The sequence below is a fragment of the Micromonospora sp. NPDC049101 genome (assembly GCF_040648675.1).
Lineage (GTDB): Bacteria > Actinomycetota > Actinomycetes > Mycobacteriales > Micromonosporaceae > Micromonospora.
Genome location: NZ_JBEZED010000005.1, coordinates 79810 through 100717, shown reverse-complemented (window position 1 = coordinate 100717; position 20908 = coordinate 79810). Strand labels below are relative to the sequence as shown.

Genomic DNA, 20908 nt, shown 5'->3' with positions numbered 1-20908 from the left:
CAAGCTGAGCGCCCGTTAAGAAGCCGTGCACGCAGACCGGCGGCGCATGCTGCGCCGGAGCGCCCCCGGCCCACGCGTGCACGCAGACCGGCTGCGCATGCCGCGCCGGAGCGCCCCCGGCCCACGCGTGCGCACAGACCGGCGGCGCATGCCGCGCCGGAACACCCCCGGCCCAGGCGTGCGCACAGGCCGCGCCTAGCGGCGGGCGACGCCGTCGCGGCGGGCGGCTTCGGCGACCGCCTCGGCGACGGCCGGCGCGACGCGCGGGTCCAGCGGCGAGGGAACGATCGCGTCGGCGGTCAGCGACTCGGCCACCACACCGGCGATGGCGTCCGCGGCGGCGACCTTCATCGCCTCGGTGATCCGGGTCGCACCGGCGTCCAGCGCGCCGCGGAACACACCCGGAAAGGCCAACACGTTGTTGATCTGGTTGGGGTAGTCACTGCGCCCGGTGGCGACCACCGCGACGTGCCGGGCGGCCACCTCGGGGTGCACCTCCGGGGTCGGGTTGGCCAGCGCGAACACGATCCCGCCGGGGGCCATCCCGGCCACCGCCGCCTCGGGGATCTGCCCGCCGGAGACCCCGATCAGCACGTCCGCATCGCGCAGCGCCTCGGTGATGTCGCCGTGGCGGCCGTCGGCGTTGGTGTTCGCCGCCAGCTCGGCCTTGGTGCCGGTCAGCTCGGTGCGGTGCCGGCCGATGATCCCCTTGGAGTCGCAGACCACCACCTGGTCGGGGTTGACGCCCCCGGCGATCAGCATCTTCGTCACGGCCACCCCGGCCGCGCCCGCGCCGCTCACCGCCACCCGCAGGTCACCGAGCTTGCGGTCGAGCAGGGTGGCGGCGTTGCGCAGCGCGGCGAGCACCACGATCGCGGTGCCGTGCTGGTCGTCGTGGAAGACCGGGATGTCCAGCGCCTCGTCGAGCCGGCGCTCGATCTCGAAGCAGCGCGGCGCGCTGATGTCCTCCAGGTTGATCCCACCGAACGAGGGGGCCAGCGCCCGGACCACGGCGACGATCTCGTCCGCGTCCTGGGTGTCCAGGCAGACCGGCACGGCGTCCACCCCGCCGAACTGCTTGAACAGCACCGCCTTGCCCTCCATCACCGGCAGCGCGGCGCGCGGGCCGATGTTGCCGAGCCCGAGGACCGCCGAGCCGTCGGTGACCACCGCGACGGTGTGCGACACCCAGGTGTAGTCGTCCACCAGGGCGGGATCGGCGGCGATCGCCTCACACACCCGCGCCACCCCCGGGGTGTACGCCAGGGAGAGATCTTCCCTGCTGGTGAGCGGCACGGTCGAGGTGACGGCCATCTTGCCGCCACGGTGCAGCAGGAAGACGGGATCAGCGGGGTCCATGGTGGACGAAGACATGGTGGTGACTCCAGGATCTGTCGAGCAGACGGAGCGGGCCAGCCGGCCGCGAGGTGGGCGGCGAGCGATGGCGCGCGGTGCAGGGGGTCACCCGGTCACTTCCAAGCATAGTGCCGGCCCTACCCCCCGGGTGTGAGCAGGGTCATATCTAACGACGGCGCACCCGGCCGGGGCGTGGCCAGTAGCGGACCACCACCCGCCCCCGCACGTCCGCCACCCCGTACGCCCGGGAGTCGTCGGTGACCAGGTCGTTGTCCCCGCGCAGCCACCAGCCGCCGTCCTGTTTCCGGACCGCCCGCTTCACCACCAGCAGGTCGGGACGACTCCGGAAGACCGCGACCACCACGTCCCCGGGTCGGATCCGGTGGTCACCGGGGCGGACCAGGACCGAGTCGCCGTGCCGCAGGGTGGGTGCCATGGACGGGCCAACCACCAGAACGGCGGTCACCGGCCCGCGCAGCCGCGCCGCCTCCGCCGGGTGATCGGTGCCCATTGGTTTCACCTCCACCCGGTGAGGGGAGCATCCCCAGGAGTAATGTCGCCTTTGATCATCGCAAACTTCCCATGGAGGATCCCGATGCGATTTCTGCGCATCCTTGCGCCCCGCGTCACCGCGAGCGCTCACTGCGACCTACCGTGCGGCGTCTACGACCCGGCCCAGGCCCGGATCGAGGCCGAATCGGTCAAAATGATCTGCGAGAAGTACCAGGCGAACACCGACCCGGAGTTCCGCACCCGCGCCATCATCATCAAGGAGCAGCGCGCCGAACTGGTCAAGCACCACCTGTGGGTGCTGTGGACCGACTACTTCAAGCCGCCGCACTTCGAGAAGTACCCGAACCTGCACAGCCTGTTCAACGAGGCCACCAAGCTCGCCGGCGCCGGTGGCGTCAAGGGCAGCCTCGACCCGGCCACCGCCGACAAGCTGCTCGCGAAGATCGACGAGATCTCGAAGATCTTCTGGGAGACCAAGAAGGCGTGACCCCATCGGTCACTCCGACGATCCGGCCGGCACGTCCCGAGGACGTGCCGGCCGTCGTCGCCATGGTGCACGAGTTGGCGGAGTACGAGCGGGCCCCCGACCAGTGCCACCTCACCGCGGAGCAGTTGACCTCGGCCCTGTTCCCGGCCGCTCCGGACAGCGGCGCGGCCTCGGACGCGTCCAGCCCCGCGCCGGCTCCGGCGCTCTTCGGTCACGTCGCGGTCGATGAGCAGGACGAGCCGATCGGCTTCGCGTTGTGGTTCCTCAACTTCTCCACCTGGGCCGGCGTGCACGGCATCTACCTGGAGGACCTCTACGTGCGGCCGGCCGCCCGGGGCACCGGGGCGGGTCGGCTGCTGCTCGCCACCCTGGCCGAGATCTGCGTACGACGCGGCTACCGGCGACTGGAGTGGTGGATGATCAACTGGAACCCGGCCGCCGGTTTCTACGCCTCGATCGGCGCGCAGCCGATGAGCGAGTGGGTGCCCTATCGGCTCGGTGGCGACGCGCTGCGCGAACTGGCCGACCATGCCGCCACCGCTGACACGCGCACGGGCGACCGACCGGGTAGAGTCCCCGACCGGGGGGATGAGGCGTGACTCAACTGACTGGCCAGCCAGCGACCGACGACGACGTGGTGCACCTCACGGTGCCTGCCGACGGCGGTTACCTCGGCGTGCTCCGCACCGCCACCGCCGGTCTCGCGGCCCGGTTGCAGTTCGCGCTCGACGAGATCGAGGATCTGCGGATCGCGGTCGACGAGGCGTGCGCGATGCTGCTCGCCATCGCCACCCGCGACGCCGAGTTGGAGTGCCGCTTCGCGGTCACCGAGGACGCGTTGACAGTCGAGGTGACGGTGCCGACCGTGCGCGGAGCCACGCTGCCCGCCGAGTCGTCCTTCGCCTGGAAGGTGCTCACCGCGTTGACCACGTCGGCGTCCGCCACGGCCGTCGACGGTCGGGCCACGATCGCGTTGCTGACCCGCCGCTCCGGCGGCTACTGACCGGCTCGGCGCACGCCGGCCCGACTCAGGCCGCCCGGCGCACGCCGGCCTGGTCACTCGAAGCCGAGCGCCCGGGTCGTCGGTGGGCTGACCAGCAGCCAGCCCACGCCCAGACCGAGCGCCATCAGCGGCACGCCCAGCCAGCCCAGCCCACCCTGGATCATGAACCACCCGATCGGCAGCAGCATCAGCTGAAGCACGATCGCGGGCGCGCGGGCGCCGGCCTTTCGGCGCGACAGCGCCCGGCCCAGCGCCCAGAGCACGACGGCGGCCCCGATGGCGAACGCGGTCACCAGCAACGCCGACGCCAGGTCGGTGGTGGTGGCCGTGAGGTCGGCCCAGACCAGCCATGCCGCGATCAGCCCGACGGCGGCCGCCTCCGCCCACAGCAGCCGCACCGCCCAGCGGAGCGTGACGGGAAACGGGGCCGAGTCGATGGTCACGCGCGCCACGATACCCGGGCTACCGAGAGGTACAGTGCCGCCCATGCGGGCCGTCCTGGTGGTCAATCCAAAGGCCACCACCACCAGCGAACGCAGCCGGGACGTGCTTGTCCGGGCGCTGCGCAGCGAAGTCGACCTCAGCGTGCGCTACACCCGCCGGCGTGGGCACGCCATGGCGTTGGCGCGGGAGGCCGCCGCGGAGGGTGTCGACCTCGTTGTCACCCTCGGTGGCGACGGCACCGTGAACGAGGTGGTGAACGGCCTGATGACGGCCGACCCGCCGTCCCGCGCCGATGACGCGCCGATGGCCGAGCGGCTGCCCGCGCTGGCGACCGTGCCGGGTGGCTCGACGAACGTGTTCGCCCGTGCGCTGGGCCTGCCCCGGGAGTGGCCGGAGGCGACCAGCATGATCCTCGAAGGGTTGCGGCTGGGCCGGAGCCGAACGGTCGGGCTGGGCCGCGCGGACGACCGCTACTTCACCTTCTGCGCCGGGTTCGGCCTGGACGCCGCGGTCATCCACCGGGTGGAGCAGGCCCGGCGGAAGGGTCGGGTGTCCACGCCGACGCTCTATCTGCGTTCGATCATGAACCAGTACTTCCTCGCCTCGGACCGGCGGCACCCGGCGATCACCCTGGAGCGTCCGGGCGAGGCGGCCGAGGCCGAGCTGGCCACCGTCATCATCCAGAACACGGCGCCGTGGACGTACCTGGGCGACCGGGAGGTCAACCCGAACCCGGCCGCGTCGTTCGATCTCGGGCTGGATGTGCTGGCGTTGCGTCAGCTCCGGGTGGCTAGCACAACACGGACAGTGACGCAATTCTTCTCCCGGCAGCCGGATCCGCGCGGTCGGCAGGTGTTACGACTCCATGACACGCCGGAGTTCACCCTGCTCTCCAGCCGTCCGCAGGCGTTTCAGCTGGACGGGGACTATCTCGGCGAGCGGGAGAAAGTCAGATTCACCTCCGTTCCCGCCGCACTGAGAGTAATCTGCTAGGTCTCGGGTACTGCCCTAGGTCGACACGGTGGCCACAACCGCATCGACGGGTCACCGCCACACCGAGGGGCAGGTGCCGGAAATGTCAGCAATGTCACGCGGACTGTACTATATTGATCCTCGACTGTGGCACGGCGGGTAATCGGGAAGGCCCCGAAAACCGGACAAAGGGGCTGTGGGCTTGCTCACCGCCCGGAGTTTTTCCGAGCGTCACCCTTGACATCACGAGCGTTCGTGAAAGTATTCACAAGCGGACTTGAGTTACCGGGACATTGCCTGGATATGCTCGTCAGGTTGAGCTGTTCCAGCAGGTCCCCGGCGCTGAACGCCTGCTCACGCACTGCCGAATGGACGAACGCTAACTGTCACCATCGGCACTGCGGATGCATATAGGAAACGCACGACAAGCAATTGTTCGCCACCCATCCAGAATGAGGAGTGTTGCCGCCATGGACTGGCGTCACCATAGTGTCTGCCGCGACGAGGACCCGGAGCTGTTCTTCCCGATCGGGACGTCTGGACCGGCTCTGCTGCAGGTCGAGCAGGCAAAGGCCGTCTGCAGGCGCTGCTCCGTGACCGACCAGTGCCTGCAGTGGGCGCTCGAGTCAGGTCAGGACGCCGGCGTCTGGGGCGGGATGAGCGAAGAGGAACGGCGGGCCGTCAAGCGGCGCGGCGGCCTCCGCGTGCTGCGCGCTCACTCCGCCTGATCCCCAACGACACCGCTGTACGCCCCGGTGGGTTCGCCCACCGGGGCGTACCGCTGTCCGGTACCGGTTTTCAGCCCGCCGGCGCCATGAGACGGCCGGACGACCCGTCGTCGACCCGGCGCAGCACCATCTCGACCAGCTCCGGCGCGTCGGTCAACGGGGCGGACACCGCCACCGCACCGGCCGCCCGAGCCGCCTCGGTCACCCCGTCGTGGAACAAACCCGGCGCCAGGAAGTACCCGGCCACCGCGACCCGCCGTGCGCCGGCCGCCCGCAGCCGGGACACCGCCACGCCGGCCGCCGGTGGAGCCGCCGAGGCGTACGCCACCCGGCAGGGCACCCCGAACTCCGCGCCGAGCGCGTCCGCGACCTGGCCCACCGAGCGGCGTGCCCGCGCGTCCCTGGTGCCCGCCGCCGCCAACACCAGCGCGTCGAAGCGGCCCGGCCGCGCCTCCGCGAGCCGACGGCGCAGCCCCGCCATCAGCCCCGGGTCGACAGTCCCGTCCGCCGGGCCGAGCACGTCGGTCACGCGTACCGCCAGCGGTGACCCGGCCCGCACCGCCGCGGTGACCGCCGCCGGAATGTCGACCCGATGGTGGTACGCGGCGGTCAGCAGGAGCGGCACCAGGACCGCCCGCGGGTGACCGGCCGCCGCCAGCCCCCGCAGCACCTCGGTCGGCCCCGGCTCGGTGTGGTCCAGCCAGCTCGCCGACACCGGGGTGCCCGGCCGGGCCGCCGACACGGCCCGGGCCAGTGCCCGGGTGGCGTCGGCCGCTCGCGGATCCCGACTGCCGTGTGCGACGAGCACCACCGGGTCCGCCCCGCCGGCCGCCCCTGGGCCGGTCGGGGCCGTCGCCGGCGAGGTCAGACGTGCAGCCCGCACTCGGTCTTCTCGAACATGGCCCACCGGCCGGCGCGAGCGTCCTCGCCGGCCTTGGTCCGCCGGGTGCACGGCCAGCAGCCGATCGACCCGTACCCCTGCTTGAACAGCTCGTTCACCGGCACGTTGAAGCGGGCGATGTAGGCGTCGACATCCTTCTGCGACCACGCCGCGATCGGGTTGACCTTCACCCTGCCGCGCCGCGCGTCGAAGGTCACCACCGGCGTGTTGGCCCGGGTCGGCGACTCGTCCCGGCGCAGGCCCGCCGCCCAGGCGTCGTACCCGGTCAGCGCCCGTTCCAGTGGCTCCACCTTGCGCAGCTGGCAGCAGTCGTCCGGCGACTTGTTGAACAGCCGGGGGCCGTACTGGCCGTCCTGCTGACCGACGGTGAGCCGGGGACGGATCGACCGGACGTTCACCGGGAGCGTCCGGGCCACCTCGTCGCGGACCCGTAGCGTCTCGGGGAAGTGCAGGCCGGTGTCGAGGAAGACCACGTCCACACCCGGGGCCACCCGGGACACCAGGTGGGCCAGCACGGCGTCGGCCATCGAGCTGGTGACGCAGAACCGGTCACCGAAGGTCTGCGCCGCCCAGCGGGCGATCTCCAGCGCCGGGGCGCCCTCCAGGTCGCGAGCCGCCTGCTCGGCCAGCGCCCGCAGCTCGTCCGGGTCGCGGCGGGCCGGGTCGGCCTTCGTCGTCGCACCCGGACCGACCAGGCGCAGGTTGGCTGCGGAGACGAGACTCATCGGGTCACCGCCGCCCGCGAGAGCAGCCCGGTGAACTTCACCGAGAAGACCCGGGTGCAGGCGTGGCACTCCCAGGCGCCGTGCCCCGCCTCGTGCGGCCGCAGGTCTTCCTCGCCGCAGTAGGGGCAGTACAGAGGTGCCGCTCGGTTCTCGCTGCTCACCGCAGTGCCTCCTCGTCGACTCTGATCACCCAGTTGGCGAAGGTCTCGCCCTCGCTCCGGCCGGCCAGGTAGCGGGTGGCCAGCCGTTCCACGTAGTCCGGAAGCTCCTCGGCGGTGGTCTTCAGCCCGCGTAGCTTGCGACCGAAGCCGGCCGTCTGCCCCTGGGCCATGCCCAGCCCGCCGCCGAGATGCACCTGGAAGCCCTCCACCTGCCGGCCGTCGGGACCGACCACCAGCTGCCCCTTGAGCCCGATGTCGGCCACCTGGGTGCGGGCGCAGGCGTTGGGGCAGCCGTTGATGTGGATCGAGATGTCCGCGTCGAAGTCACGCAGCCGCTGCTCCAGCCGGGCCACCAGCTCCTCGCCGCGGGCCTTCGTCTCGACGATTGCCAACTTGCAGTACTCGATGCCGGTGCACGCCATCGTGCCGCGTCGCCACGCTGACGGCCGGGCCTCCAGGCCAATGCCGCGCAGCGCGTCGACAAGCGACTCCGTCCGCTCCGACGGCACGTCGAGCACCAGCAGCTTCTGGTACGGGGTGAGCCGCACCCGGTCGCTGCCGTGCGCCTCGACCACGTCGGCCAGCTGGGCGAGCTGCCCGCCGGAGACCCGTCCCACCACCGGCGCGGCACCGACGTAGTTTCGCCCGTCGGACTGCTCGTGCACGCCCACGTGGTCGACCGGCTTCGACGGCAGGACCGGCGCCGGGCCGTCGAGCAGCGTACGACCGAGGTAGTCCTTCTCCAGGACCTCGCGGAAGCGCTCCACACCCCAGTCGGCCACCAGGAACTTCAGCCGGGCCCGGTTGCGCAGGCGGCGGTAGCCGTAGTCGCGGAAGATGCCGACCACCCCGGCCCACACGTCCGGCACCTCGGCCAGCGGCACCCAGACGCCGAGCCGCTTGGCGAGCATCGGGTTGGTGGACAGACCCCCGCCGACCCAGACGTCGAAGCCGGGCCCGTGCTCCGGGTGGTCGACACCGAGGAAGGCGATGTCGTTCGACTCGTACGGGGTGTCCACCAGCCAGGAGATGGACGTCTTGAACTTGCGGGGCAGGTTGGAGAACTGCTTGTCACCCACGTACCGGGAGACGATCTCGTCGATCGCCGGGGTCGGGTCGAGCAGCTCGTCGCGGGCCACCCCGGCGACCGGGCTGCCCAGCACGATCCGCGGGCAGTCGCCGCACGCCTCGGTGGTCTGTAGGCCGACCGACTCCAACCGGCGCCAGATCTCCGGCATGTCCTCGACCCGAATCCAGTGGTACTGGATGTTCTGCCGGTCGGTGATGTCGGCGGTGTCCCGCCCGAACTCCCGCGAGATGTCCGCGATCACCCGCAGCTGAGCCAGGCTGAGCTGACCGCCGTCGATGCGGACCCGGAGCATGAAGAACTCGTCCTCCAGCTCGTGCGGCTCCAGCACGGCGGTGCGCCCGCCGTCGATGCCCGCCTTGCGCTGGGTGTAGAGGCCCCACCAGCGGAACCGCCCGCGCAGATCCTGCGGGTCGATCGAGGCGAAGCCGCCGTGCGCGTAGATGTTCTCGATACGCGCCCGGACGTTGAGCGGGTCGTCGTCCTTCTTGATCCGCTCGTTGGGGTTGAGGGGCTCGCGGTGGCCGAGCGCCCACTGACCCTCACCCCGTGGCCGGCGCGGCGCCCGGGCCGGGCGGGTCGTCGGGTCCTCGGAACGGGCAGGGATGCTGCTGACCGCCATCGCGGCGTCCTCCGTTGTCTGCGGTGCCTCGAAGCAGGCGGGGCGCGACGGCCGGCCCGGCGGAAGCGGGCGGGACAACGGTGTCTGAGACAGCCGGCGCGGAGCGCACCCGAGACAGATTGGTCGGGCGTCGTCAGGAAGCCGGACAGATCGCGCTGCGCACGCGGCCGTAATCGACGTGGCGACGAGCCACGAAGCGGCGGACGACAGCGGCGGTCATGCCGACCATGCTGCCACACGACATGAGGCCCGGCCAATGTCCACGTGCTGGATCCCACATCACGGACCAGGGGTTAGCCGACGAGTTGGTCACCGAGAACAGTTCGGGCATAGCGCACCACTCGCCCCTGTCGTACGCCGACGACCAGGCCGTTGTCGCGCAGTGTGGTGAGGTGGTGCGACGCGGTCGCCGCCGCGAGGCCCAACATCGCGGCCAGCTCGCCGGTGCTCAGCGGTGTGTCGAGCAGGGACAGCGCCGCCGCCCGCGTGCTGCCGAGCAGCGCACCGAGCGCGGCGCTGGGCGGCGGCGAGGCCCACAGCCCGCCCAGACCGGCGGGCGGATAGCAGAGGGCCGGACCGGCGTCCCCTTCCATGATCGCGTGCACCGTCGGCCCGGAGAACGAGGTGGGCAGCAGCGTCCACGGGCGGTCGTCCGGACCGGCCGGCCGGGTGGCGCCGACGGCGACCCGCAGCGCCGCGCCGTCCCAGCGGATCAGCGGGTGCAGCCCGCGGAGCAGGGTGCGCCCGCCCTGCTCCGCGGCGAGGAGCGTCCGCCGCCGGATGTCGGCCAGCGCGAGCGCCCGCAGCCGGGGCCAGTCCGGCGCGATCAGCAGGGAGAAGTACCGGTGTAGCTGCGCCACCAACTCGTCCGGGGCCAGCCGGGGCGCGCCGGCCCGGTCCAGCTGCCGCCGTACCCTCCTCGGGTCGGTGCTCGCGACCGCCCGCAGCTCGGCCGCCAGGTTCGGTGCCACCCCGATCGGGGTGAGGAAGTCCGGCATGTATCCGTTGGACGACCGGAGCACCGCCAGCAGCGGCTCCAGGCCCGCGCCGGGCAGCAGCCGCTCGGCACGCTCCCGCCACGGGCGGTGCATCCAGTACTTCGCCGGCTTGCGCAGCGCCCAGGAACTGGCCACCAGCTCGGCCAGCGGCGAGTGCACGAATCGGACGCGACTCAGGTCGTCGGGCGTGAACCGAACCTCGATCACCGACAGATTCGACCACGTTCGAACGGTTCGGCGACAGCGCGCGCCCGGCCGAGGATCCTGGAATGGAATACAGGCAACTCGGCCGGTCGGGCCTGCGCGTGAGCGCGGTCGCGTACGGCAACTGGGTCACCCACGGCAACCAGCTCGACGACGACGCGGCGGCCGCGTGCGTGGCCGCCGCCCTGGACGCGGGCATCACCACCTTCGACACCGCCGACCGGTACGCCCAGGGGCGGGCCGAGGAGGCGTTGGGCAGGGCACTGAGCGGCGTCCGGCGCAGCTCGATCGAGCTGTGCACGAAGGTGTACCTGCCGGTCGGGCCGGGCGCCAACGACTCCGGGCTGTCCCGCAAGCACATCATCGAGAGCTGCCACGCCTCGCTGGGTCGGCTGGGCACCGACTACGTCGACCTCTACCAGGCACACCGGTACGACGACAGCGTGCCGCTTCAGGAGACGATGCTCGCCTTCGCCGACCTGGTCCGCCAGGGCAAGGTGCTCTACGTCGGCGCCTCCGAGTGGACCGCCGCGCAGCTGCGTGCGGGCCTGCGGCTCGCCGCCGACCTGCACGTCCCGTTCATCGCCAACCAGCCGCAGTACTCGATGCTGTGGCGGGTGCCAGAGGCCGAGGTGGTGCCCACCAGCGCCGAACTCGGGTTGGGTCTGCTCGCCTGGGCGCCGCTCGCCATGGGGGTGCTGACCGGCAAGTACGAGCCCGGCCAGCGCCCGCCCGCCGGTTCCCGGGCCACCGACGGCTTCGGCGGGTCGTTCATCGCCCGTTACTCCTCGGATCTGCTGCTCTCCCGGGTCCGCCAGCTCCGGCCGATCGCCGATGCCGCCGGCTGCACGATGGCCCAGTTGGCGGTGGCCTGGGTGTTGCACCGGCCGACAGTGGCCAGCGCGATCGTCGGCGCGTCCCGACCCGCGCAGCTCGCCGAGACGGCCGCCGCCACCGCGGTCCGGCTGGACGACGAGCTGATGGCGCGCATCGATACCGTGCTCGGCGACCTCGTCGAGCGTGATCCGGCGAAGACCGCCCGGCCGAACGACGTGCCGCCCGCCTGGCGCCCACCGCCTGCGGCCGGCTGACGCCCACGAACGGCACGGCCGTGGCAGGCTCGAACCGTGGGCAGATTGTCCGAGTCGACCGGGGCGGCGTGGGAGCACCTGCGCCGCGTACCGGTCTGGCTCGCCCCGGCGCTGCTGACCCTGGCGGTGACCGTGACCGGGTTGGGCTCCGCCCAGCTCTGGCGGGACGAGTTGGCGACCTGGAGCGCGGCCAGCCGATCGCCCGCGGATCTGGCCCGGCTGGCCGGCACCATCGACGCCGCCACCGGGCCGTACTACCTGCTGATGCACGGCTGGACCGCGCTCGTCGGCGACTCCACGATCGCCCTGCGCGTACCGGCCGTGCTGGCGATGACCGTGGCGGCCGGGTTGCTCGCCGTGCTCGGCGCGCGGCTCGTCGACCGGCGCACCGGCCTGTTCGCCGGGCTGCTGTTCGCGGTCCTGCCCGGCACGTCCCGCTACGGGCAGGAGGCCCGCCCGTACGCGCTGGCCACCATGCTCGCGGTGCTCGCCACCCTGCTGCTGGTGGCCGCACTGCGCCGGCCGGGTTGGGCCCGCTGGGCCGGGTACGCCGCCGCCGTCGCCGCTCTCGGACTCATCCACCTGATCGCGCTCACCCTGCTCGCCGCGCACGGCCTGGTCGTCCTGCTCGCCTGGTGGCGCGGCCCGGCCACGGCCGGCGTAGCCAGCCGGGACCAGGATGGCGCCGCGCGGGACCGGCGGGTGTGGCGGTGGGTGGTCTCCGTGGTGCCGGTCGCGCTGCTGGTCGCCCCCCTGCTGCTCAAGGCCCGCGCGCAGCGGTCCCGGCAGCTCAACTGGGTCCACCTGGTCCGCCTGGACGACCTGACCGCGCTGCCCGGCGGGGTGGCACAGAGCAGCGTGGTGGGTGGCCTGCTGGTCGGGGTCGCCGCGCTGGGTGCGGCCCGGCTCGGGCGGCGTGCCGTGCTGCCGGTGAGCGCGGTGCTGCTGCCCGTGCTGCTGCTCTTCGCCGCCGGCGAGGTCGTACCGCTGTGGGTGCCCCGGTACCTGGTCTTCGTGGTGCCCTTCGCCTGCCTGCTGGCGGGTGCGGCGGTGGCCGCGGTATCCGTGCCGGCCGGGCTCGCCGTGGTGGTGCTGGCCGGGCTGCTCGGCCTTCCCGACCAGGCGGCGCTGCGGCGCACCCACGAGTGGCCGCGCAGCGCGCCGGTGGACTACGCGGGTGCGGCCCGGGTGATCGGCGACGGCCAGCGGCCGGGCGACGCGGTGGTCTACTCCCCCCGGCAGAGCTGGCTCTTCCTCGATCTCGGCATCGAATACCACCTCGACGACCCACCGCGCGACGTGCTGGTCACCGAGGACGAGGTCCGCCGGGGCGACCTGTGGGCCGCCGAGTGCCCCCAACCGGCGCAGTGCCTGGCCGGTACGACGCGGGTCTGGCTCGTTGTGTCCGGTCGGCACGCCGAGCCGCTGTCCGCCGTGACCGGCCCCAAGGGCGAGGCCCTGCGCGCGGACTTCACCGTCGCCCAGGTCTGGCCGCGCCCCGGCCTCACCGTCGCCCTGCTGACCAGCCGCCCCGGCCGCTGACCCGACCAACACCGGGCAGGCCGACTCCCGGCCCACCTGCCTCGATCAGTGTGATGCCGGTGAGTCATCTTGATGACTCACCGGCATCACGCTCGTTCTGGTGCCCGCCCCCCTCAGGCGGTCTCCCGCCCGGCACAGGACGGACCCGCCCGGCAGGAGGCGGCTCAGCCCGAGGCGCGGCCGTCGTGGGCGTTGCGGGCCAGCGGGACGACCAGCACGGCCTCGGTGCCACCGGTGGCGCCGGCACGCAACTCGATGGTGCCGCGCAGTTCCCCGGTGACCAGGGCCCGGACGATCTGGAGACCGAGCCGGCTGCCACGTTCGGCGTCGAAGTCCGGTGGCAGCCCACGCCCGTTGTCGGTCACCGAGACGTGCAGCATCTTGCGGAACCGGTGCGCCGACACCACCACCTCCGGCCGGTCCGACGGGTCGACCTCGGCAACGGCGATCGGCACCATGCCCGAGGCGGCGGGTGTCGGAGCGTCCTCCGTCTCGTCGGCCGGCGGGAAGCCGTGCTCGACGGCGTTGAGCAGCAACTCGTTGAGGACCATCACCAGGGAGGTGGCGATCTCCGCCGGCAGCACACCGAAGCTGCCCCGCCGCCGCATGCCGACGCTCACCTCAGTCGCCGCGACCTCGGTCGCCGCGCTGGCCACCCGGTCGACGATGCCGTCGAACTCGACCGCCTCGTCACTGGACATGGAGAGTGTCTCGTGCACCAGGGCGATCGAGGCGACCCGGCGGACCGACTCCTCCAGCGCGACGCGGGCCTCCGGCATGGACACCCGGCGGGCCTGCAACCGCAGCAGCGCGGCGACGGTCTGGAGGTTGTTCTTCACCCGGTGGTGGATCTCCCGGATCGTGGCGTCCTTGGTGATCAGCGCTCGATCCCGGCGGCGAACCTCGGTGATGTCGCGGACCAGCACCAGCGCGCCGATCGGCACCCCGGCGGGCATCAGCGGCAGCGCCCGGGTGAGCATCGTGGCGCCGCGTGCGTCGATCTCCCGTCGGGGCGGCGCCTCACCGCGCAGCGCGGCCAGGATGCCGTTCGCCGCCTCGGTGCCGTCCAGCGGATCGCCGGCGAGCCGGCGGTGCAGCGCGGCCAGATCCTCGCCCACCAGGTGCGAGGCGTAGCCCAGTCGGCGGTACGCGGACTGCGCGTTCGGGCTGGCGTAGGTGACCTTGCCGCCGGCGTCGAGCCGGACCAGGCCGTCGCCGACCCGGGGCGCCGACGTGGTCTCGCCCGGGTGCCGCGGTGGCGGGAACGTGCCGTCCGCGATCATCTGCGCCAGGTCGTCGGCCGTGGTCAGGTAGTTGAGTTCCAGCTGGCTGGGCGTACGGGCGGTGGAGAGGTTGGTGTCCCGACCCACCACGGCGATCACCTCGCCGGCCTCACCCTCGGCGGTCCGCAGCCGGACCGGGATCGCCTCGTGCCGGGCCGGCACGTCGCCATACCAGACCGGGTCGCCCTCCCGCCAGATCCGGCCCTGGGAGTACGCCACCCCCAGGTGGGCCACCTCCGGCCCGCCGACGATCCGCCCCACCTGGTCATCCTGGTAGGCGGTCGGTGCGGTGGTCGGGCGGACCTGGGCGACGCACAGGAAGGTGCCGTCGGCGTCGACCGGCACCCAGAGCAGCAGGTCAGCGAAGGAGAGATCGCCGAGCAGTTGCCAGTCGCCGGCGATGCGGTGCAGGTGATCGATGTCGGCCGGACGGAGATGGGTGTGCTCCTCGGCGAGGTCGCGCAGCGTGGACACGGTGACCAGGGTGCCACGCCGCGCCGTGCCTCACATCGTCGCGGTGACCTTCTTCAAGCCGCGCGGCGCGTCCGGGTCCTCACCCCGGGTGAGCGCCAGGGCCAGCGCCAACCGCTGCAACGGCAGGATGTCCAACAGTGGCGCGTACCGTTCGTCGACCTCGGGGACGGCCAGCCGGGTGGCACCGGGCACGTCGGCCGAGCCGACCACCACGACGTCGGCGCGGCGCTCGCCGAGGCGGGGCAGCACCTCACCCATCGAGCGGCCACCGGGCCCGGAGCCGACCACGGCGAGCACCGGGACCTCCGGGTCGGTCATCGCGAGCGGGCCGTGCAGCAGGTCGGCGCCGGAGAAGGCGAGCGCCGGCAGGTACGAGGTCTCCATCAGCTTCAGCGCGGCCTCCCGGGCGGTCGGGTAGGCGTACCCCCGACCGGTGGTGACCAGTTGGCGGGCGAACCGGTAGCGCGGCGCGAGCCGAGCCGGCGTGTCGTCGGCGAGGGTGCGGGCGGCCAGCTCGGGCAGCGCGTCGAGCGCCTCCCGTTCGGCCGCGGGGAGCACGCCGTCACCGGCCCGGATCCCCTCCACAAGCATCAGCAGGGCGAGCAACTCGGCGGTGTAGGTCTTGGTGGCGGCCACGGCCCGCTCGTGCCCGGCGGCGATGTCGACGCTCAGCTCGGCCACGTCCGCCAGCGGCGAGTCTGGCGCGTTGGTCACCGCGAGGGTCAGCGCCCCGGTGGCGCGGGCGGCGCGCAACACCTCGGCCAGGTCGGGCGAGCCGCCACTCTGGCTGACCCCCACGACGAGCGCGTCGGACAGGTCGGGCCGGGCCCCGAACAGGGTGACCGAGCTGGGCGAGGCGAGCCCGGCGGGCAGGCCGAGCCGGATCTCGGTCAGGTACGCCCCGTAGAGCGCCGCGTGGTCGGAGGTGCCCCGGGCGGTGAAGACCACGTGTCGGGGGCGACGTTCGGCGATGACCGCCGCCACCCGCGCGATCTCGGCGGCGTTGGCGGTCGAGAGCAGGCGGGCGTAGCCAGCGGGCTGCTCGTCGATGTCGGCGGCCATGCCGGCCCCTGCACGTGTCACGGAAACCCCTCCCCTGCGCGGTTTCCGCGCGATTCTTGCTCAGTCTTGCACGTTTAACGGTATCTCAGTAATCGAACGAGCAGGAGTGCGCAGATGATCACCAGTTGATCTCAATATCAACTAAGCTTGGCGTGTTGCACCCAGCCCCGCGACGAGAGGACGACGTGCCCGAGGGAACGGACGACCCCGCGCTCTCCGTGACGGAGGAGCTGGCGCTGGCCCGGCTGGCACTCGACGAGGGTGACCTGCACCATGCCGCCGGCCACCTCGCCGGCGCGCTGGCGCGGGCCCCCACCCTTCCGGAGGTGCACGAGACGCTGACCCGGCTCGCCGCGGCGAGCGGCGGTGGCCTCGACCTCTTCCCGATCAACCACCACACCTTCGTGGGCGCGGTCGTCGCCCGCGCCCATCTGCTCGCCACCGCCGGCCGTCCCGCCGAAGGGCTGGAGCTGCTGGCCGCGGCGACCACGTACGCGCCCGGCACCGAGTGGGCCGGAGTGCCCTGGGTCACCGCCCCCGAGCTGGCCGAACGGCTGAACCCGGAGCACATCGCCCGCGTCCTCATGCAGGTCTGCGCCGCGCTGCCCGACCCGGTGCCGCGGGTCGACCGGGGCGCCCTCACGCCGTACCTCACGTTGGCCCGCAACGCGGTCACCGTCCACCCCGAGCACGGCCTGCTGCTCGGTGCGGCGTCCGCGCTGGCCCGGCGTCTCGGCGAAGCCACGCTGGCCGTGCGCTGGGCCACCCGAGGGGTACGCGCACAACCCTCGAAGATGGGCGAGGTCTGGCTCGGGTACGCGTACCGCAGCGCCGGCCGGACCCGCGACGGCCTGGCCGCCCTCGGTCGGGCCGTCGAGCTGGACCCCGACGACCTGGCGATCTACGCGGACATCGCCGGCACCCTGGCCGACATCGGCCGCCTCGACGAGGCACTGGAGTGGACCGAGCGGGCGCTGGCGCGCGACCCGTCGTTCGACTGCGCGGTGCACACCGCCCACCGTCTGCGGCACCTGCGCGACGGCGACCTGGCCCACCTGGTCGCGCTCGCCGACTTCGTACGCGACCACCCCGACGACAGCCACGAGCATGGTGACCTGGCCCAGTGCTGTCGAGGCCGGCCGTGGCTCGGCCAACTGACCCCGGCCGGCGGCCCACTCGTCGACGCCATGCGCCAGGCGGTGGCCGATGACGACAACGGTTCCGGCAACGCCGTACGCCTGGCCGCCGCGGCCCCGCCCAGCGCCGTCCGGACGGCGACGTCCACCGCCCCCGGGCTGCGGATCGACGTCGTGGGTACGCCCGATCCGGACCCGCGCGAGCCCCGGCGGGCGTCCGGCCAGCGGTTGTGGCACTACGCGGAGAACGTTCCCACGCCCGCGCTGCCGGCGCCCTCGGCGACAGCTGTCGAACGGATCGGCCAGCTCGCCCACCCGGCGTGGCCGCACCCACCGGCGGCGTACGACGCGGCGGTGGGTCTCGCCGGCCTCGACGTGACGGACCTGCTCGGCCTGCTGGTGCACCCGCCGGCGGCGCCGGCCAGCGCGGTGGGTCGACTGCTGGCCGCCCACGACCCGTCGATCTGGGTCCGTGGCGTGCAGGTCTGGGCCTGCCTGGGGCTGCTGCACCACCGCACCGACGAGCCGTGGGAGGGCTCGACCCGACGCCGCGTACTGCTCGACCTGATCTGGGACGTCGAGGACTGGGTCACCGAGGCGGCGTTGTTCGCCCTGGTCACGGCCGCCTGGGTGGACCCCTCGGTGCGGTCGGACGTGGCGCGGGTGGTGGCGGAGCGGCTCGCCGACGCGGCCGACGTCGCGCGGGCCCGACCGGTCCCGATCGCCGCCTCGCTGGCCCACCTGGCGCTCGCCGTCCCGGAGCTGGACAAGGCCACCGCGGCGCTGGCCACCCAATTGCTCGGCACGCGATCCCCCAACCTCCCCCGCCCCCGCAATCCCCTCCGCCGCCTCTGGCAACGCCTAACCCGCCGCGACTGAACGCGCCGCGCCGTCCCCGAGGGGGACGACGCGGCGCGTCGGAACAGTTGTGGGTCAGGCGACCGGGGCCGCCTTGCCGAGGGCGACCTCGGCGTCCTCCTCCGGAGTGGCCTGCGGCGGCGCCTCGTTGGCGGTGCGCAGCGGGATCTCCTTGATGAACCAGGCGAGCACCGGGATCGCGATGGTGAACACCACTGCCCACAGGAACACGTGCGAGATCGCGTCGGAGAGACCGCCGAGCACCAGCTCCCGCGCCTGGGCCGGCAGCTGCTTGAGCTTCTCCAGGTCCATGCTGCCGCCGGACTCGCCACCGAAGGCCGCGCCCGCGGCGGAGTCGGCCAGCCGGTTGGCGAAGATCGCGCCGAACAGCGAGATGCCGAACGAGCCGCCGATCGACCGGAAGAACGTCGCCGCGCCGCTCGCCGCGCCGAGGTCCTTCTGCTCGACGCTGTTCTGCGCGATCAGCATCGACGTCTGCATCAGGAAGCCCATGCCGACGCCGAGCACGACCATGTACAGCGAGGACATCAGCTTGCTGGTGTCGGTGTCGAGCATGGACAGCAGCGCCATGCCCGCGGTCATCACGACGCCACCGATGATCGGGTACGCCCGGTACCTGCCGTTCTTGGTGATCGCCCGGCCGATGACAAGCGAGACGACGAGCATGCCGAACATCAGGGGCAGCAGCAGCAGACCACTGTTGGTCGCCGACGCCCCCTGCACGGTCTGCTGGTAGAGCGGCAGGAAGTTCATCGCGCCGAACATCGCGAAGCCGAGCAGGAAACCGATCACCGAGATCAGCGCGAAGTTGCGGTTGGCGAAGAGCGCCAACGGGAGGATCGGCTCCTGGACGCGGCGTTCCACCAGGCCGAACGCCACCAACGCGAGCACGCCCAGCACGGCCAGGCCGAGGATCTGCGGCGACGTCCAGTCGTACTCGTTGCCGCCCCAGGTGGTGATGAGCACGATCGCGGTGATGCCGACCGACAGCAGCCCGGCGCCGAGCCAGTCGATCCGGTGCTCGGTGCGGTACTTCGGCAGGTGCATCGTGGTGATCAGAACGAGCAGCGCGATCCCACCCAGCGGCAGGTTCACGTAGAACGCCCACCGCCAGGACAGGTGGTCGGTGATGAAGCCACCGGCCAGCGGGCCGGCGACCATGGCGATGGCCATGATGCCGGCGATCATGCCCTGGTAGCGCCCACGCTCGCGGGGCGGGACCAGGTCACCGATGATCGCCATCACGCCGACCATGAGCCCACCGGCGCCGAGGCCCTGCACGGCACGGAAGGCGATGAGCTGGACCATGCCGTCCTCCGGGCCGCCGAGCATCCCGGAGCCGGCCATGCCGCAGAGGGCGGAACCGACGAGGAAGGTGACCACCGAGGTCAGGAAGACCGACTTGCGGCCGTACAGGTCACCGAGCTTGCCCCAGATCGGGGTCGAGACGGTGGTGCCCAGGACGTATGCGGTAACCACCCAGGTGAAGTGGTTGAGGCCGCCGAACTCGCCGACGATCCGCGGCAGCGCGGTGCTGACGATCATGTTGTCGAGCATCGCGAGCATCATCGCGATCATCAGCCCGAACAGCACGACCCGGATGTTGTTGGGTCGCACGCCGGTCTGGGTTGCCTGAGTCATGGGTAAGCTCCCCCTGAGAATTGCCATACTTACTTGCCGCCCGGCTAGTCACCTTACTAGCCGCACGGTAAGTTGGGTAGGAAGCAACGGTCAAGTCAATTGGAGGGCGTGGGTGAGGGAGAGCACAGGCGGGACGCGGGAGCGGATCAAGGCCGTCGCGCTCGAGCTCTTCACCGAGCAGGGGTACGAGAAGACCTCGCTACGGGAGATCGCCGAGCGCCTCAATGTGACGAAGGCCGCGCTCTACTACCACTTCAAGAGCAAGGACGACATCGTCGCCAGCTTCGTCGAGGACCGGCTGGAGGGGATGGACGCGCTGATCGCCTGGGCCGCCACCCAGCCCGCCACCCTGGACACCCGGCGCGAGCTGATCTCCCGGTACGCCGACACGATGTTCGACGGGACCCAGCCGTCGGTGATGCGCTTCTTCGAGCAGAACCAGACCGCGCTCAAGAGCCTCTCCGCCGGCCAACAGATGCGCGGTCGGATGTTGGATCTGGCCGACGCGCTCTGCCGGGGCGACGACTCCCCCGCCGCCCAACTTCGCGCCGCGCTGTCGATCTTCGCGGTGCACACGAGCTGGTTCGCCGTCCGCGCGCCCCACATCAGTGACGACGAACGCCGCAAGCTCGCCCTGGAGGTGGCCGACGAGCTGCTGGCCGCCATCGGCACGCGGCTCGACGCCTGATCCGGGCGGTCGCGACCCGGGCTCGACGGTCGACGGCTCAGCCGCGCGTCAACTCCAGGCGCAGGCCGAGCAGCTGCACGCCCGGCGTCGGCGCCCAGTCCTTCTCCGGCGCGCGGACGAACCCGCGCCGCGTGTAGAGCCGGTGCGCCGGATCGGCCATTCCGGCCCGTACGCAGATCACCACCGCCGTGCAACCCAACTCGGTCGCACGGGCGACACAGGCCTCGACCAGGGCCGCACCGACGCCCCGCCCCTGCGTGCCCGGGTCGACCGCGAGCATCCGGAACTCCGCCTCGCCCGGCCCGCACAGCTCGGCGAACGGGGTGCCCGGCAGCGCGAAGGTCACCGAGCCGAGCACCGCCCCGGTCACCTCGTCGACCGCGACCAGCACCTCGCCGCTGGTGGCCCGGGTCGACACGTCGACAAGCACCTCGGCATACCAGTGCTCGTCCTTGAGCTGGCCGTCCGCCTCGTACGCGGCCACGGTCAGCCGGGCCACCGCCGGGAAGTCGGCCGGCTCGGCCCGACGGACGCGCACCCCGGTCAAGCAATCACCGCGATGAGATCGCCGTCCTGCACGACGTCGCCCTCGTGGACCACGAGCTGTTCGAGCACACCGTCGGACTCGGCGACGACCGGGATCTCCATCTTCATCGACTCGAGGATCACCAGGGTGTCGCCCTCGGTCACCGTGTCACCTGCCGTGGCGACGACCTTCCAGACGTTGGCCACCATCTCGGCGCGGATCTCCTCGGCCATGTCCAGGCCCTCCCTTTTCGCGATGTGCCTGCCGACGTATCCAATCATGCGGCCACCGGCCCCGGGTGCGCAGCGGCCTCGTCGGATAGCGCACCCGCCCTGGGGAAGGCGACGGGTGCCGACCGCACTACCATCAGCGGGTCGGACCCGTT

22 protein-coding genes are annotated in these 20908 nt (G+C 72.3%); 9 read left to right on the top strand and 13 right to left on the bottom strand.

What is annotated here, in order from left to right; genetic code table 11:
* Positions 1–195 precede the first annotated feature (195 nt).
* Positions 196–1374 carry an NADP-dependent malic enzyme gene (locus tag AB0B57_RS08350; protein WP_357066706.1) on the bottom strand — a complete coding sequence of 393 codons (1179 nt, stop codon included), beginning with the start codon at positions 1372–1374 and terminating at the stop codon, positions 196–198.
* 148 nt (positions 1375–1522) lie between these two features.
* Entirely contained in the window at positions 1523–1867 is a 345-nt protein-coding gene (locus AB0B57_RS08345) for a S24 family peptidase (RefSeq protein WP_357066704.1), read from the bottom strand.
* An 84-nt stretch (positions 1868–1951) separates the two neighbouring features.
* On the opposite strand from AB0B57_RS08345, the gene sodN reads away from it, so the two are divergent.
* From sodN to AB0B57_RS08330, 3 genes are read left to right on the top strand one after another with little or no spacing between them, the layout of a single operon-like run.
* A complete protein-coding gene (gene sodN, locus AB0B57_RS08340; protein ID WP_357066702.1) occupies positions 1952–2356 on the top strand; it encodes a superoxide dismutase, Ni in 405 nt (134 codons plus the stop codon).
* A complete protein-coding gene (locus AB0B57_RS08335) occupies positions 2353–2955 on the top strand; it encodes a GNAT family N-acetyltransferase (RefSeq protein ID WP_357066700.1) in 603 nt (200 codons plus the stop codon). Before sodN ends, AB0B57_RS08335 begins: the two co-directional genes overlap by 4 nt.
* Positions 2952–3359, top strand: a complete 408-nt coding sequence (locus tag AB0B57_RS08330) for an ATP-binding protein (RefSeq protein ID WP_355031264.1) — start codon at positions 2952–2954, stop codon at positions 3357–3359. Before AB0B57_RS08335 ends, AB0B57_RS08330 begins: the two co-directional genes overlap by 4 nt.
* Positions 3360–3412: 53 nt before the next feature.
* Here AB0B57_RS08330 and AB0B57_RS08325 read toward each other — a convergent pair whose 3' ends face one another.
* Positions 3413–3847 carry a hypothetical protein gene (locus tag AB0B57_RS08325; RefSeq protein WP_357066697.1) on the bottom strand — a complete coding sequence of 145 codons (435 nt, stop codon included), beginning with the start codon at positions 3845–3847 and terminating at the stop codon, positions 3413–3415.
* On the opposite strand from AB0B57_RS08325, the gene AB0B57_RS08320 reads away from it, so the two are divergent.
* Entirely contained in the window at positions 3846–4796 is a 951-nt protein-coding gene (locus tag AB0B57_RS08320; RefSeq protein WP_357066695.1) for a diacylglycerol kinase family protein, read from the top strand. The genes AB0B57_RS08325 and AB0B57_RS08320 overlap by 2 nt on opposite strands.
* 449 nt (positions 4797–5245) lie before the next feature.
* Complete coding sequence (locus AB0B57_RS08315; protein ID WP_088950012.1) at positions 5246–5503, top strand: WhiB family transcriptional regulator; 258 nt, start codon at positions 5246–5248, stop codon at positions 5501–5503.
* 70 nt (positions 5504–5573) lie between these two features.
* Here the strand turns inward: AB0B57_RS08315 and AB0B57_RS08310 are convergent, their stop codons facing one another.
* From AB0B57_RS08310 to AB0B57_RS08290, 5 genes are all read right to left on the bottom strand, one after another.
* On the bottom strand, positions 5574–6371 hold the full coding sequence (locus tag AB0B57_RS08310; RefSeq protein WP_357067199.1) for a CbiX/SirB N-terminal domain-containing protein: 798 nt from the start codon (positions 6369–6371) through the stop codon (positions 5574–5576).
* Positions 6368–7129 carry a phosphoadenylyl-sulfate reductase gene (locus AB0B57_RS08305; RefSeq protein ID WP_357066693.1) on the bottom strand — a complete coding sequence of 254 codons (762 nt, stop codon included), beginning with the start codon at positions 7127–7129 and terminating at the stop codon, positions 6368–6370. The genes AB0B57_RS08310 and AB0B57_RS08305 overlap by 4 nt, the downstream gene beginning before the upstream one ends.
* Positions 7126–7290 (bottom strand): hypothetical protein, encoded by a 165-nt coding sequence (locus tag AB0B57_RS08300; protein WP_357066691.1) that lies wholly within the window; start codon positions 7288–7290, stop codon positions 7126–7128. Before AB0B57_RS08300 ends, AB0B57_RS08305 begins: the two co-directional genes overlap by 4 nt.
* Entirely contained in the window at positions 7287–8999 is a 1713-nt protein-coding gene (locus AB0B57_RS08295) for a nitrite/sulfite reductase (protein WP_357066689.1), read from the bottom strand. The genes AB0B57_RS08300 and AB0B57_RS08295 overlap by 4 nt, the downstream gene beginning before the upstream one ends.
* Before the next feature lie 293 nt (positions 9000–9292).
* Entirely contained in the window at positions 9293–10204 is a 912-nt protein-coding gene (locus AB0B57_RS08290) for an ArsR family transcriptional regulator (protein ID WP_357066687.1), read from the bottom strand.
* A gap of 62 nt (positions 10205–10266) precedes the next feature.
* On the opposite strand from AB0B57_RS08290, the gene AB0B57_RS08285 reads away from it, so the two are divergent.
* Both AB0B57_RS08285 and AB0B57_RS08280 read left to right on the top strand, forming a co-directional pair.
* The gene (locus tag AB0B57_RS08285) at positions 10267–11292 is read left to right on the top strand and encodes an aldo/keto reductase family protein (protein WP_357066685.1); all 1026 of its coding nucleotides are present in this window, start codon (positions 10267–10269) and stop codon (positions 11290–11292) included.
* A 36-nt stretch (positions 11293–11328) separates the two neighbouring features.
* Positions 11329–12834, top strand: coding sequence for a glycosyltransferase family 39 protein (locus AB0B57_RS08280; RefSeq protein ID WP_357066683.1), 1506 nt, complete (start codon positions 11329–11331; stop codon positions 12832–12834).
* A 164-nt stretch (positions 12835–12998) separates the two neighbouring features.
* Here the strand turns inward: AB0B57_RS08280 and AB0B57_RS08275 are convergent, their stop codons facing one another.
* Positions 12999–14591: a histidine kinase N-terminal domain-containing protein gene (locus tag AB0B57_RS08275; RefSeq protein ID WP_357066681.1), complete on the bottom strand. Its 1593-nt coding sequence runs from the start codon at positions 14589–14591 to the stop codon at positions 12999–13001.
* Positions 14592–14621: 30 nt separating this feature from the next.
* Positions 14622–15653: an SIS domain-containing protein gene (locus AB0B57_RS08270; protein ID WP_357067197.1), complete on the bottom strand. Its 1032-nt coding sequence runs from the start codon at positions 15651–15653 to the stop codon at positions 14622–14624.
* Positions 15654–15838: 185 nt separating this feature from the next.
* Here AB0B57_RS08270 and AB0B57_RS08265 point away from each other — a divergent pair, with 185 nt between their 5' ends.
* Positions 15839–17668, top strand: a complete 1830-nt coding sequence (locus tag AB0B57_RS08265) for a tetratricopeptide repeat protein (RefSeq protein WP_357066679.1) — start codon at positions 15839–15841, stop codon at positions 17666–17668.
* A 54-nt stretch (positions 17669–17722) separates the two neighbouring features.
* Here AB0B57_RS08265 and AB0B57_RS08260 read toward each other — a convergent pair whose 3' ends face one another.
* Positions 17723–19309: an MDR family MFS transporter gene (locus tag AB0B57_RS08260; protein WP_357066677.1), complete on the bottom strand. Its 1587-nt coding sequence runs from the start codon at positions 19307–19309 to the stop codon at positions 17723–17725.
* A gap of 112 nt (positions 19310–19421) precedes the next feature.
* Here AB0B57_RS08260 and AB0B57_RS08255 point away from each other — a divergent pair, with 112 nt between their 5' ends.
* Positions 19422–19997 carry a helix-turn-helix domain-containing protein gene (locus AB0B57_RS08255; protein ID WP_357066675.1) on the top strand — a complete coding sequence of 192 codons (576 nt, stop codon included), beginning with the start codon at positions 19422–19424 and terminating at the stop codon, positions 19995–19997.
* A gap of 37 nt (positions 19998–20034) precedes the next feature.
* On the opposite strand, the gene AB0B57_RS08250 is transcribed toward AB0B57_RS08255, so the two are convergent.
* The gene (locus tag AB0B57_RS08250; protein WP_357066673.1) at positions 20035–20544 is read right to left on the bottom strand and encodes a GNAT family N-acetyltransferase; all 510 of its coding nucleotides are present in this window, start codon (positions 20542–20544) and stop codon (positions 20035–20037) included.
* Positions 20541–20762 (bottom strand): biotin/lipoyl-binding carrier protein, encoded by a 222-nt coding sequence (locus AB0B57_RS08245; RefSeq protein ID WP_357067195.1) that lies wholly within the window; start codon positions 20760–20762, stop codon positions 20541–20543. Before AB0B57_RS08245 ends, AB0B57_RS08250 begins: the two co-directional genes overlap by 4 nt.
* Positions 20763–20908 lie beyond the last annotated feature (146 nt).

What these genes read in the sequence shown, in the direction of transcription:
- AB0B57_RS08350 (WP_357066706.1), bottom strand. Translation starts at nt 1,374, where the DNA reads ATGTCTTCGTCCACCATGGACCCCGCTGATCCCGTCTTCCTGCTGCAC.
- AB0B57_RS08345 (WP_357066704.1), bottom strand. Translation starts at nt 1,867, where the DNA reads ATGGGCACCGATCACCCGGCGGAGGCGGCGCGGCTGCGCGGGCCGGTG.
- sodN (WP_357066702.1), top strand. Translation starts at nt 1,952, where the DNA reads ATGCGATTTCTGCGCATCCTTGCGCCCCGCGTCACCGCGAGCGCTCAC.
- AB0B57_RS08320 (WP_357066695.1), top strand. Translation starts at nt 3,846, where the DNA reads ATGCGGGCCGTCCTGGTGGTCAATCCAAAGGCCACCACCACCAGCGAA.
- AB0B57_RS08325 (WP_357066697.1), bottom strand. Translation starts at nt 3,847, where the DNA reads ATGGGCGGCACTGTACCTCTCGGTAGCCCGGGTATCGTGGCGCGCGTG.
- AB0B57_RS08315 (WP_088950012.1), top strand. Translation starts at nt 5,246, where the DNA reads ATGGACTGGCGTCACCATAGTGTCTGCCGCGACGAGGACCCGGAGCTG.
- AB0B57_RS08305 (WP_357066693.1), bottom strand. Translation starts at nt 7,129, where the DNA reads ATGAGTCTCGTCTCCGCAGCCAACCTGCGCCTGGTCGGTCCGGGTGCG.
- AB0B57_RS08295 (WP_357066689.1), bottom strand. Translation starts at nt 8,999, where the DNA reads ATGGCGGTCAGCAGCATCCCTGCCCGTTCCGAGGACCCGACGACCCGC.
- AB0B57_RS08285 (WP_357066685.1), top strand. Translation starts at nt 10,267, where the DNA reads ATGGAATACAGGCAACTCGGCCGGTCGGGCCTGCGCGTGAGCGCGGTC.
- AB0B57_RS08270 (WP_357067197.1), bottom strand. Translation starts at nt 15,653, where the DNA reads ATGGCCGCCGACATCGACGAGCAGCCCGCTGGCTACGCCCGCCTGCTC.
- AB0B57_RS08260 (WP_357066677.1), bottom strand. Translation starts at nt 19,309, where the DNA reads ATGACTCAGGCAACCCAGACCGGCGTGCGACCCAACAACATCCGGGTC.